This is a genomic window from Nitrosomonas sp. ANs5 (genome assembly GCF_050584665.1).
Lineage (GTDB): Bacteria > Pseudomonadota > Gammaproteobacteria > Burkholderiales > Nitrosomonadaceae > Nitrosomonas.
In genome coordinates this window covers 52545-65228 of record NZ_JBEUDO010000002.1, presented here as the reverse complement: position 1 = coordinate 65228, position 12684 = coordinate 52545, and the positions used below count along the sequence as shown (strand labels likewise).

The 12684-nt window shown below is 52.8% G+C and carries 12 protein-coding genes and 1 CRISPR repeat array; of the genes, 1 reads left to right on the top strand and 11 read right to left on the bottom strand.

Annotation, left to right across the window (positions count from 1 at the left end):
- Positions 1-145: 145 nt before the first annotated feature.
- Positions 146-880, top strand: a complete 735-nt coding sequence (locus ABTW62_RS00930; protein WP_430902697.1) for a class I SAM-dependent methyltransferase — start codon at positions 146-148, stop codon at positions 878-880.
- A gap of 161 nt (positions 881-1041) precedes the next feature.
- Here ABTW62_RS00930 and csm6 read toward each other — a convergent pair whose 3' ends face one another.
- The 11 genes from csm6 to csm2 all read right to left on the bottom strand — a co-directional run bounded on the left by csm6 (position 1042) and on the right by csm2 (position 12661).
- Positions 1042-2148: a CRISPR-associated ring nuclease Csm6 gene (csm6, locus tag ABTW62_RS00925; protein WP_430902696.1), complete on the bottom strand. Its 1107-nt coding sequence runs from the start codon at positions 2146-2148 to the stop codon at positions 1042-1044.
- Entirely contained in the window at positions 2148-3293 is a 1146-nt protein-coding gene (locus ABTW62_RS00920; RefSeq protein ID WP_430902695.1) for a Card1-like endonuclease domain-containing protein, read from the bottom strand. Before ABTW62_RS00920 ends, csm6 begins: the two co-directional genes overlap by 1 nt.
- 52 nt (positions 3294-3345) lie before the next feature.
- Positions 3346-3639: a CRISPR-associated endonuclease Cas2 gene (locus ABTW62_RS00915; protein WP_090412900.1), complete on the bottom strand. Its 294-nt coding sequence runs from the start codon at positions 3637-3639 to the stop codon at positions 3346-3348.
- A 2-nt stretch (positions 3640-3641) separates the two neighbouring features.
- Positions 3642-4607 (bottom strand): CRISPR-associated endonuclease Cas1, encoded by a 966-nt coding sequence (gene cas1 / locus ABTW62_RS00910; RefSeq protein ID WP_430902694.1) that lies wholly within the window; start codon positions 4605-4607, stop codon positions 3642-3644.
- Positions 4608-4616: 9 nt separating this feature from the next.
- A complete protein-coding gene (gene cas2 / locus ABTW62_RS00905; RefSeq protein ID WP_090412894.1) occupies positions 4617-4901 on the bottom strand; it encodes a CRISPR-associated endonuclease Cas2 in 285 nt (94 codons plus the stop codon).
- A gap of 799 nt (positions 4902-5700) precedes the next feature.
- Positions 5701-5997: a hypothetical protein gene (locus ABTW62_RS00900; protein WP_430902693.1), complete on the bottom strand. Its 297-nt coding sequence runs from the start codon at positions 5995-5997 to the stop codon at positions 5701-5703.
- A gap of 341 nt (positions 5998-6338) precedes the next feature.
- A CRISPR array of direct repeats spans positions 6339-7826; the repeat unit is 36 nt; unit sequence GTCTCAATCCCTTTTAAATCAGGGCAGTAGTTCAAC.
- A 75-nt stretch (positions 7827-7901) separates the two neighbouring features.
- Positions 7902-8861, bottom strand: coding sequence for a CRISPR system precrRNA processing endoribonuclease RAMP protein Cas6 (gene cas6, locus ABTW62_RS00895; protein ID WP_090412888.1), 960 nt, complete (start codon positions 8859-8861; stop codon positions 7902-7904).
- Positions 8862-10466 carry a type III-A CRISPR-associated RAMP protein Csm5 gene (gene csm5 / locus ABTW62_RS00890; protein WP_430902692.1) on the bottom strand — a complete coding sequence of 535 codons (1605 nt, stop codon included), beginning with the start codon at positions 10464-10466 and terminating at the stop codon, positions 8862-8864.
- A gap of 5 nt (positions 10467-10471) precedes the next feature.
- Complete coding sequence (csm4, locus tag ABTW62_RS00885) at positions 10472-11446, bottom strand: type III-A CRISPR-associated RAMP protein Csm4 (protein ID WP_430902691.1); 975 nt, start codon at positions 11444-11446, stop codon at positions 10472-10474.
- A 1-nt stretch (position 11447) separates the two neighbouring features.
- The gene (gene csm3 / locus ABTW62_RS00880; protein WP_430902690.1) at positions 11448-12185 is read right to left on the bottom strand and encodes a type III-A CRISPR-associated RAMP protein Csm3; all 738 of its coding nucleotides are present in this window, start codon (positions 12183-12185) and stop codon (positions 11448-11450) included.
- 23 nt (positions 12186-12208) lie between these two features.
- Positions 12209-12661 (bottom strand): type III-A CRISPR-associated protein Csm2, encoded by a 453-nt coding sequence (csm2, locus tag ABTW62_RS00875; RefSeq protein WP_430902689.1) that lies wholly within the window; start codon positions 12659-12661, stop codon positions 12209-12211.
- Positions 12662-12684: the final 23 nt, after the last annotated feature.

Here is a 12684-nt window from a genome sequence, read left to right as displayed (position 1 = left end):
AATATCCGAGCGCGTATTTTCTCGTGCAAGGGGCGTTGCGCATTTTGCTGGAGAAAGCGTGAGGCACCGAAAGCATGCATGCAGCCGGCAGTTGATCATTTGCCATGGCGCAAATGTATTATCAGTCTCTTCACCATCAATTCCCATGACAGCCACCGAATCATCCACGCTATTCACACAGACCTGGTCATTGTATGACCTGATCACGGAACATAATTACATGTTCCACCAAGAGATTTATCAGGATGTGGGTAGACTCCTAGGGCTGCGCCAGGACCACGGGCGATACCGCCTGCTGGATTTGGGTTGTGGCAATGCCCGCTATCTTGCCTCCTGCCTGAAACAATTTCCCCCTGCCTCGTATCAGGGGATTGATTTATCCGAAGCCGCGCTGGCCGAGGCCAGCCGCTATCTGGCTGCATGCAAGACTGCCGTGGCGTTGACCCAGGGCGATCTGCTGGACGCAATCGAGGTGGCCGATAAAACCTGGGATGTGATTTTTACCGGTTTTGCCGTGCATCATCTCATGCCACAGGAAAAAGCGCGGTTTTTCGAGGCGGCCGCACGCTGCCTGTCAGAAAATGGCTGGCTAATAATGGTGGATGTCGTGCGGGAAGAACAGCAAAGCAGGGAAAATTATCTGCGGGATTACTTGCGATCGATGCGTGAGAACTGGATCGAGATACCGGCAGGCCAGCTGGAAGAAGCCTGCACACATGTCCATGCGCATGACTACCCTGAAACCCTGACCACCCTGCAGGCCATGGCAAGTGCGGTCGGCCTGACCGCCAGCCGCATGATCAGTCACTACGGGCCGCACTATGCACTTCTGTTCGCACGCTCCGAAATGACAGCAGCCATCGTGAGCCAGGGGCTATGAATCGATTGTCGCGGCTGCTTGTCAACCCGAGCTAGATTGCTGCGTCCCCAAACCGTTATCCGTAGTTTGCATGCTCTCCTGGCACGGATTAAGAGCAAGGGTGTGCTTGCGCACCATAAAATCCGATGGGCATTGTCTGTCCAAGCTGTGCCTGGAAATGGTCAGAGTGCAATCTTGTCCGGCGATAGTCGCAAGCCATATTTTGTAAAGGGTTTATCGCCAAATGTCGCAATTTGATAGAAGCTTGCTTCCAGAGGCAATTCCTTTTCTAGCCTATGGTTGATTTTGGCCTTTTTTTCCTCTAGGTACTGTCTGTCAAATCCGTTGCTCAGCACTTGCCTGACTCTGTCCAGGGATCCAGACATGGGGCCGACAACTTCGGTATAGACCGTCAGAAATTCTTGCGGATCGGCTTCCTGCCAATGAATGGCGCCTTGACCGGATGCCGCGACATGCCTGCGTGCGAGCCAGAGATAGAAAGCCAGCAGCAAGGGAGGAAGCTTGAATGATTTTCCGCCGCAACAAACCGATTGATTGGGTAAATCGAACGAAAGCGAAACAAAATGAAGATTGGACTGCACTTCTTCAACAGTTTCATGAAAAGATATTTGTCTCTCCTGCAACTTGCTCGGCATGCCGTTACGCAGCCTGACAAAAGGAATATCGGCCAGCATGATGCGCGCGGCCGTGGTATGCACGGGTTTGTTGTTATGACGCGAATACAGCACTTTTCCCTGGAGAGGTGGAAAATAAAAATCGGGCAGGGATTCGAAAGGATCGTTAACCAGTACATGGGATAGACGATCCTGGGATCTGCCAAACAAGGAAAGCGCGTAGCCGGCAAAAAATCCCATGCTCTTTCGTCCGCCTGCGATGGAGACATGTACCATGGAAGACGCATCACTGCAGAAATTGCGCACAAAATGCATGATGAAATCGGCCGCACGCAAGTTATCCTCCGGTGTGCGGATATCTGAGAGCGGCCTGCCCGCAGCGTCCTCGATAATATGCAGATTCTCGGGCGTAAAATGTATGCCCTGTAAACCGTAATCCTTGCACAATGCAAAGAAAAAACCGGTAGCGGGATCGAGCAGGGAAAGTCGCGCGCGTTCCACGCCTTCCCCGGTGGAGATGACGTGAATCTCGGTCGGGATGAATTTTTCCTGCGCCTGGACCGCAAGCGCATACAGCGTTTCAGTGACCACCTGGGGTGTCAGGCCAGTTACGATCAGAAGAATGCGGCGCGGGTAATGTACTGGTGTTGCCATCATTTTAACCATGTTTTCAATGCACCTTTCAGATCCCGGAGCTGCGCGCCCGAGAGAATATCGAGATTCATTTGACGCGCTCTTTTTTTATCGCTTTCGCTCAGACTGCCGCGGAAATCGACCAGCATCGCCTTGGTGCGCAATCCACCCATTCTGCGCAGGGCATCCAGCTTGTAAATGGCATCTGTGCCACTGCTGTCGCCGGTTCTGCCATCGGCGGCCAGATTGGCGGATTTGCATTCGATAATATGCAGGGTATTTTTTACCAGGCAGGCAATATCGAGTTCATTGCGGGTGCTACCATTGGGCGCGCATACGTCAATGTTCATTCCCCAGTCGACGATGTCAGCGGCGGGGGCGATGCTGGCGATCGATTGAGCGAATAGATATTCCAGCCACCCTCCATTCACGAATCGCCGCGCAGCATCATCAGGAAACACGAGCCTGTTCTTTTCCAATGAGAGCATGTTTTCTTCCTTGAACATCGAAATCAGACTGTCAAATGCCTTGCTATCCTGGTCATATCTATCCAGTGCAGGTGTGACGAAAGTGCCGGTCCGGCTGCCTTCTTCAGCCTGACTGGCCAGCCAGTTCAGCTTGCCCAATGCCCTGCCAAGCCGTTCACTTTCATAGGCAAGGCGGTCAACGAGATCGCGGATATTCCCCTTGATATCGGGTTTGCATAATTGTGAAACGGTGTAACCATGCGCTTCAAGATAGTGCTTGAGCTTGATCTTGCTCGACAATATAAAGCCCGCCCCCCGTTTATCGAGACGAATCACTTCATCATTCTCGATATTGACGTAAAAAACCGGTTTCTTTTCTTCGTGAAAAACATCTTGTGCGGCCATTGCCATGACCTTGGTGCCGCCGGTCACATTCAAGGCGGCTTCATTGGTTTGGTTACCGAGCCATTCAGCAAAATTATCCCAGCACTCGAAGTAGTCATATGGATTCTGGATATCCAGTTTTTCCACCTTCACCCCTTGTTCTTTGAGTACGCTTTCCAGCCAGCGTGCCTTTTCCTGCATATCGGTACTGACAGCCAGTGTGATACTGGCGGGCCGAAAAGCCGGGTCGAGCGCGGGCGTGAGATTGGGTGCCGCTTGTGCGGAGACCAAGCAGAGATGACTATCGAATTTCATATTTTCTCCAATAATATTGTTGTGATGCATATGGAAAGGCACTCTCAGGCGATCACAGATTGTTTTGCCCGGCTGGCAACCCGCTCCAGTGTATGCCGGCAGGTAAAGTCGCTTTGCCGATGCGTTCCTGGAGGCCACGGGCGGGCAGAGGATAGCAGCGCAGGTCATCCTGCCGCGGGTCGATCAGTGCGCTGATCTCTTGCATGCAGCGCTGCTTGTCGGCTGCGCTGCCTGTGAGCAGGAATACACTCAGTTCCAGCGGGATGGCATGGCGGCGCACAGCGCGGTGAACCCGCTGCAAGCGAATGGAATCGGTGATGTCGTAGCCAATGACCCAGTACAGCATGCTCAGATATCTCCGTTGTCGCGGGTTATGCCGGATGGCGCGGGCGTCAGCCTCTCCGTCAGTTTGGTGATATGCGCTGTCAGTATTTTTCGGAGGCGTTCCGCCTGGCGTTCCCATTCGGCATAGAATGCCGCACGCCCATTTTTGCCCATAAAACACCCTTTCTCGGAGGTCGTAAAAAACTCCGGCTTTAATATTTCCTTGCGGAAGAGTTGCAATGCAAAGCTATCCACCTCGATCCTGATGGGCTCCACAAGGTCGCAGGCCAATGACTCGCGGCCAAAATCAAGCTGGTGATAAAAACCGATAAAAGGATCGAGTCCCGCGCCATGGAGTGCCAGGACAGCTTCTGTGTGCAGCAAGGTATAGCCCAGCGAGAGCACTGCATTCAGTGGATCGCGGGGTGGCCGGCGGTTGCGCTGGCTGAAATTCAACCGGGGTGCGGCGATGGCGGCAATTCCCTTGAAATGTGCAGCCGATGCGGCACCTTCAATGCCTCTCAGGGCTGCAATGGTGGGCATTTGCGCAATGCGTGGCAAAATCTGGTCCAGCGTGCGTAAAACCAGTGTCAGCTCGTACCGGTGCGCGAGCGCGATTTCCCGCAGGCCCTGCGCGTAATCGCGCTGAGCGCTGACCTTGTCGAACACCAGCGAGCGCGAGAAGGCCAGACAAAATGCCGCATCGTCCGATAATCGATACTGCGCCACACGCCTGGCTGCATCATTGTGCGGCCTGGCCAGCAGCATGGTAGGTTCCGCCTTGCGCCCGGATAAAATGATGACCCCAATCCCGCGTTCGCCCAGCTTGCCCAGCACACTGGTCTGCAAGCGCACATCTCCCCTCAGAAATACCCGGGAAAGCGGTGCAATGGGTACAGTTCCGGTCCGGGTGCCCTGTTCGCGAAAAACCAGCGCATCGCCATCAAGTTCGAGTTCGACACCGCGTCTGTCAACATAAAGGCTGGTCATGGGGATCTCCTATATCACAATAAATGGTGCGTTTACCGCCATGGTCTCTGCGATACCAAAGCAGTCTGGCTTCATGCGCGGATCGAGCTGAAAGATATGTACGCGGTCTTCTGTCTCATCGATTAATTCAGCCAGATGCGCCCTCACGGCCTGTAATTCCTGCCGAGTCAGCCAGCATTCATAAAATGATTTCTGACCACCGGTTTTATAACCGAGCAGGAACCGATGCACCTTTCTTAGCCGGCGCGGGCAGCATATGTCATAACAAATCAAATACACCGTACGTGCACTCATGGGCGATATGCTCGAATGAATTGACCGGGTTTCTGCTACAGCAGCAGAATCTTATTGCTTGCGGTTTTTCCGGCAAGTTTGCCAATAGCCTGGTATGTTGCCTGCCACAGGATCATTTAGGAGGCTGTCCGAAAATAGACTGATCTACTGTGGACGAACCTGCCAGGCTGGATTTTTCGATCCTTTTCGTTGAATAGAACAACTATTCGCCTCAAATGATCTAAAAATCCCGCTCAGCCAGCTTCGCCCTCGCTACGATCGCTATTCTCGGACAGCCTCCTAGCCGCTTCTTGCAAGCCAAGACACTGCTTCATACGGCTCTTTGCGGGCAGCCTTGATGATATCGAACATTCAGAAGGCAGCCCGGTATCAGCTCCGGGGCATGATCCGGCCCGTGATACTACTCGTCATCAGAGTCGAACCCGAAGATGAAACCATAAACACCCACAACAACAATCAATACTAGAAGCAACATAAAATTTTCTCCGTAAATTTGGCTGCAATAGCTGTAGTCGGACCTTCAAACCATTCTGACCAGGATGCGTGCTTTAGCGATTTCGGTTTGTTCAGCTATTGCGTTATGAACCTGTTGCGCGGAAGAAAGCCGGGTTGCTGTCCGCCCTTTCGTTCCTCTCCCATTTTTCAATCAGTCCAGTCATGCAATAAGTAAGCAGCGCAATTGCTTCTGTGTTGCTCTCGCGTGGCTGGGTGCTGTCTGCCTGCATGGAAAGGAAGTATAGAGAAACGCTGGCGCTATCTGTTGACTGGCAAGCTTGTCAATTTTGCCGGGTGTGCGCTCTCATCGGATAGCCGTCCGGCCGTTTTTTTTGCCAGGAAATGCCTTGATAATCAATGGTAAATCAGGGCGAGGCAAATGCAGGCCGTCACTATCATCACTGGCAAGCGGATAAAAATCAGATACAGACACAGCATGCCTGCTCCAAGAAATTACAAGAGAAATATTGGTTTTGACTGCCAGGACCAGATCAGCAGTTACCGAAATATGGCGCGCCAACCAAAATAAATTCTGCCCAATACTATAATTATCAAGATAACAGTAGTCACGCGCATCACGAGCCACAGAAAGAAGAGCCATTTAATGGCTGTCAATACGGGATCCCTTTGCTGTTTTTTTCTCATAGTTTGAAAAATGGAAATAAAAGCGACCGGTTTTGAGATCCCAATCCCTTCTGGGCAGGATGGGGGGTAACAGTCAGACAGCCGTCTTTGCGAGGCAACCCATTTGGTTGGCGCCATGGGCCTGTCTGCAGAGTAGGGGAGTATAGAGAAATACTGGCGCAGTCTGCTGGCTGACAAGCTTGCCAATTGCCGGCTATCCGTTCTTGGATAACCGCCCATTTCTAAGGGCTCGTTATTAATGAGCCCTTAGTCAGAGCAATACCGTCATCAATGGCTCTGACCGATTCTGATGACGGAATTTTGGTCCCTTTTAAATCAGGGCAGTAGTTCAACGCTAGCACGATCGCATTAGCATCATTATTGGCATTGTCTCAATCCCTTTTAAATCAGGGCAGTAGTTCAACAAATACGCTACGCCAGGTAGCTGCGCCATTGATGTCTCAATCCCTTTTAAATCAGGGCAGTAGTTCAACCGATCAAGCATGATGACATCGACGCGCTTAATGAAGTCTCAATCCCTTTTAAATCAGGGCAGTAGTTCAACCATAGCCGACCGATTAATGCGCCACAAAATATAAGTCTCAATCCCTTTTAAATCAGGGCAGTAGTTCAACCATACTACGAATGCGACTTCAAGCCGCTGACGAGTCTCAATCCCTTTTAAATCAGGGCAGTAGTTCAACGTTATGTGGAGATGGGGCAGGCGTATTATTTGTCTCAATCCCTTTTAAATCAGGGCAGTAGTTCAACACAACCCAATTAAGATAAAAAACAAAAGGAAAAAGTCTCAATCCCTTTTAAATCAGGGCAGTAGTTCAACCGCATGTCTTGTAGGAATAAGATCAGATGAAAGTCTCAATCCCTTTTAAATCAGGGCAGTAGTTCAACGACCAGGTGGCTTGATATGAACACGAGAGAGGAGGTCTCAATCCCTTTTAAATCAGGGCAGTAGTTCAACCAGAGTGAGTGTTCAGTTAAGCGAGGAAGATGAGTCTCAATCCCTTTTAAATCAGGGCAGTAGTTCAACAAAGGCTGGAAGAGGCAATACAACGACACGGTGTCTCAATCCCTTTTAAATCAGGGCAGTAGTTCAACTCCACGGCTCGCGATATAACAATTGGTGCTGCAAGTCTCAATCCCTTTTAAATCAGGGCAGTAGTTCAACTAAGGATATGTGAACATGCTCTGGAGTTGCTTCGTCTCAATCCCTTTTAAATCAGGGCAGTAGTTCAACAGGCGTACTGATGAGGCTTTTAAAATAAAACGAGGTCTCAATCCCTTTTAAATCAGGGCAGTAGTTCAACAATTTATTAAGGAAATAAAAACATGAAAAAACTAGTCTCAATCCCTTTTAAATCAGGGCAGTAGTTCAACGCACTATATCGCTCGTTAGCGCGTTTTGTTGATGTCTCAATCCCTTTTAAATCAGGGCAGTAGTTCAACTCTCATTAATCTCTTTAACGAACTCATTTTCGTCTCAATCCCTTTTAAATCAGGGCAGTAGTTCAACGGTTCGTGTCGGCAGTAGGCCACGCCGATACAGGTCTCAATCCCTTTTAAATCAGGGCAGTAGTTCAACGGAGTTGTTTGAAAAAGAATATGAAATTCTGCGTCTCAATCCCTTTTAAATCAGGGCAGTAGTTCAACAAAACCTTAACGAGATGTTCGAAGAAGGGATACTGTCTCAATCCCTTTTAAATCAGGGCAGTAGTTCAACCATGATAGGATATCTAGAAGACTGTGTAGATGGTCTCAATCCCTTTTAAATCAGGGCAGTAGTTCAACTCATCGTGGCAATTTTATCCTTGCTAATCAGTTTGTTGCAATGGGCGTTCGTTGAAATGGCTGCTTGAAGCATAGTTATGTTTCGCTATTTGCCAGAATGCGATATTTACCAAGACCAAAACAGGCTTCCTTGCCGACATGCAGCCATGCTCCGAGATGCAGCGCTTCCTGAAATGGTACCAGATTACCGCTTAATTGCCAGGCGCCCACGCAGCCACCCAACCGCATGATGCGCTGCTGGCGCGAAGAATGCCGTGTCCAGTCGCGCCAGCTCATCTGGTGTTGGCCGCTAATCTGGCTGGTTGCCGTTGCCATGGCGGTAAATTCTGCGGCATTATAGCGTGCTTTGCCGGCATGCATTTCAGCCAGCAGGCTGATGCGTCTGACTAACGCCATGAGCAGGATATGGGCGTTGAGTCTGGCAGGTGGCAGCGCGTGGCCATTTTGTTGCAGCCTGAGCGGTGTCACGAACTGCAGGGTAATTCGTGTGAGCGGTGCCTGTGGGGGCAGGGTAGTGTATTGCGGGTGCTCGATCAGGCTTTGGCCGGGCTGGTAAACCGGCATTTCGGTTTCCTGGCCGCTGTCTTGTTGAGAGAGAAGGTTTACGCCCAGCAGTTCCGCCGTGCCACGGCCCGCGCCAACGCCGCGCGCGAAAGCCCGCTGCCATGCCATGATGCAAAGCGGTAAATGTTGCTGGGCATGGCCGATCAGCGTGAAGCCAAAAGTCAGTATTTCTCCTGGTGCATAGTGCTTGATTCCCCATTCAGGCGGCTCAATGAGATAGGGAACCGGCACTGTGGCAATGTTTTTCAATGAAGCGGCTTCCGGTTTGGGAGGCTCGAAGACGGCGGGATAGGGGCAGTTTCGCTGCAGCAGGCATCCTTGGCAGTTCGGGGCACGGGTGACGCATGCCAGTTGCCTCAGCGCCCGGCCGAAGACGCCGCGCAGGGTCGAGCCGGCGAATTCCGGCAACCGCACTGGGCGAGTCACTTCGAATTCGAAACGGTAACGTGCGAGGGGGTAAGTGGTGAACATTTATGCCTGACCTCGCAGAGCTGCCAGTTTGAGCTTTTTGCGGAAGTCCTTGGCGTCGAGATTGATCAGTTTGCTCGCCCGTTCTTCGAGCATGGCAGCCAGTGCGTTTCTTTCCTCCGAACTCCAGTCCTGGCTGGCCAACGCCTGTTGCACCAGGGCCATGATATGGCCGCCGAAGAAATGATCGCTTACCGGTATTTTCTGGCCGATGACCAGGCGTTTGTCGATTGCATCGCGCAACTGCACGATCTGGCGCATATTTTCACTGAGCTTGGCGAGTTCCGCAGCTTTGGCCTGTGCGGCGGCTGCTTCTAGCCGGGCGGTTTGCTCGGCTTGCAGGCGTTTCTGCTCGGCAGCCTGTCTGGCCGCATCCCGTTGTTTTCGCGCCTGCTCGATTTGCTCAAGGCGATTCTGCTGCGCCTCGCGCAAAACCAGCGTATGGGGCCGGAGCCTGTCGCGCATGGCAATGGAAAGATACTGATAGGCATCCTGACAGGATTCGACCCATAGCCAGCCGAATGGCAGCAGGTTGTTGGCAGCATCCTTACGTTCGCTGGCGAAACGTTTCTCGGTGGTTTCCTTGCGGTAACTGGGTGGGGCACCTTTTTTACCCAGAATTTTAATATCGCGCACAACGTCGAGTGTGACGGATTCCGCGCCGGAATGCTTGCCGACACGCAGCAGAAAACCTTGCTGTTTTGCACGCAATTCGGCCAGTTCTTCACGGAGCAGGTCCTGGATTACCTGCCGCCAAGCTGGATCGAGCATTTTGGCTAAATGCGTGTGATCGAGTTCGGCTTCCAGCTGGGGCCAGTAGAAAGCGTTGCAGACATCGCAAAGGTGTTGCCATGTCAGGTTGCTTGCGCCATCTTTGTTGTCCGGACGAATGCGGATTTCTCCGCTGAAGGCGTCGCTCAACAAGCCCGGAATGGTCTCCAGGAAAACCTTCAGCTCGGGTGTGCCATGTTCGCTTGGCCGTTTTTTCTTGCTGACTGCATACAGAATATGGGTGGGCGCAGGATCCTCTTCATGATGGGCGTCCGCAACGTGCAGGTGGCGCAGCGGATCGTTCTCGAATTGGCCTGCACTGTAACCCAGCAGCCTCTGCTGAAGAGCCTGATTGTTTTCCTTGGCGTCTAGCAAGGGTCTGCCTTGATTGATCGCCTCCAGCCAGGCTGTCCGTATGCTGCCTTTGAGCGAACTGCCAGGCAGATAGGGGGACAGGTCAAGACTGCGGTATGAGGTGCGCGAGATCGGAAACAGGTTGTAGGTATGATTGCCGTCTGTATGGCTTTGCACGGGCCGGCCCGCTTTGGTTTCGTATTCCTGTGCGATATCGCTGGCGATGCCGACGATGTGATGGGCAAGTGGCGCGAAGCGATCCCGCCGCGACTTGAAGAAATACTGGATCGCGCCAATGGTTTGGTTCTCGCCCAGTTTGCGGCGTTCGTCGTCTTCCAGCAGATCGGCCAGCATGGTCATGTCCAGGTAGTGCAGCAGGTTGTCCTGGATCACGAAATTGGTGGGGACATAATCCTCATCACAGCCGATATGGATGGGTGAGAGAGGGGTCAGGGTGATCGGGCGGTAATCGGTATTTTGCATATTTATCAATCATCCATATGTATGTTGACTACGGGCGCATAGCCTTGCTGCACAGTGGCCGGTTCGCTGTTAGAAAGCTGCCCATTGCTGCCTAGGCCTTGTCCGATAAATAGCGTGCCGGCAGGCTTGTCCGCTGTAAAAACAGCGCCGGTGGCGGCCAGCAGTACGGGATTCTTGAAAGGATTGGCGGCCAGCGCATGGCGGTTGCCATGCCTGCCAAAGCGGGTGATGATGCGCCAATAACTGTTGTTCCCGTCAAACCCCAGGCCCTGGGGCGCGCAGGGTGCCAGGGTCCAGAAGCTGGGCGTTTGCTTTGCGGGGGCCATGACCTCGAAGCGATGCGGTGAAATTGCGCCAACGCCGAATTTTCCCAATCCACTGCTGGCGTCACGGCCATGACCATGCATGCCGATGGCCTCGAGCAGGATCCGCAATTTTTCGACAGCCAACCGGGATTCATCCAGTACCAGATACAGGTCGATGGCCTGGCCGCTTGCGAAAAAGGTCTGGCGTTGCGTATAGGGTGCAAACACATCGGCACCTGTCGTGCCTGTCAGACGATTCAGTGTGTTATGCGGTTGGATGGACTCGATGGGCGGCCGGTTTGCGTAGGCCTCCTTGTCTGACTGGGCTGCTTTCAACATGGTCTTGAGCGGTTTGCCTGTGGCCGTCAGCGGTATCCAGCGCTTGGCTTTGTTGGCTTTGCGTGTGGCAGCGTCGATTGGCCCGGTGGCGGAGCCGGCTGCCGGCTCGAATGACTGGGGCAGGGTCGGTTTGGGCAAATACCCTTCCGGCAGGCCATCGGAGACGACCAGCCAGGGGTGGCCGTCCGTATAGCCATCCAGCAGCCGCTGCAATTCAGTTTCTCCCCATTGTTCGCGCGCTGCCCAGCAGCACTGGCCGAACAGTGTGTCGCCTGCCAGCGGCGTGCCCAGGGCGGTATGCAACTGCAACCGGGCGCGATAAAGAGCAAGCGTCATGTCAGGCAGCTCCATGCATGTTGGAGAAGGGCTGGATCTGATCGAAGTGCATTTGTAATGAATCGTTCCCCGCCATTTGCATATTGAGGAATTTGATCTTGCCGTAACCGCGTGAGCCGGAACCGCCGAGACTGTCGAGCTCAAGCAGTTTGAGGCCAGTCAGAACCATATCCAGCAGGTCTTCGTCATCATGCACTTTCAGGCTTAGCCGGAAATCAAACTGCGCGCTTGCCACCACGCGCTCGGTCTGACGAATTGCGCCGTTGGCCGCCACACCCTTGATGCGGTCGATGCTGTTTTCCGTTTTGGCCTCGGTCGCCTTGGCATGCTCGCCCAGCTCGTCCTGCTGCCATTGGCTGTTCAAAGGGCAATCCCAGAATGCCAACCGGCTGGGTCCGATCTCATTCGCAATGGCCTCGGTTTCCCCGCCCGGGGCGCCGCCAAACAGTTTCAGCAAGTCACGCGCTTGAAGGGTCTCGTCCGGCTTCAAATCTTTCAAATGCTGAAACGAGAGCGGCTTGCCCTGCGCGACACCAACTAAACCCAGCTGCCATTCGAGCAGGCTGCGCATCTTGCCCTTGAGCGATGAGCCGGGAATGTAGGGCAGCCCGGAAACAGGATCCTTGATAACAGGGTTGTCGATGCCGCCGATGCGCATCTCGCTGTCGCCGCCGCCGATGTGCAGGCCAGTTTTGAGAATGATGGTGCCGGTAATTTGCTGGATTTGGGTCAATTGCATTTGTTTATCCTTTTCAATTGTGTTTAGCCGCGCAGGCCTTTAAGAAAACCGAGCACTGCCTCGAAATGCAGCTGGAAATGCTTGAGCGCCCTGGCGCTGGTGGTGGCTTTGATGCCTGCTCCGAACCAGTGTTCGAAATTGGCATCCACCAAATCTCTTCCTTTTGCGTAGGCGACTTTGGCATTCATCATGCGGATGAATGCCTCATGCTTTTTGAATGCATCCTCGTCGTCCTTGATGCGCTGTTGCCAGGTCACCAGCTCATCGTAAAAACGGCGGATTTGATTGGGCCGGTTGAATTTATCCTTGGTATTGGCCAGCTCTGCGGCGATTGCAGAGGCAGTGGCATCGAACAAATCGGCGGGCACCGGATCATGGGAAAGAGCGAGCTTGGCCGCTGCTTCGCGAATGGCTGGGCTGACTTTTTTGTGTGCGGGCTCTTCTTTTGGTGATTGGTATCCAGATTGTTTTATCATCAGTTGTTTCCCTTATCGAGTGA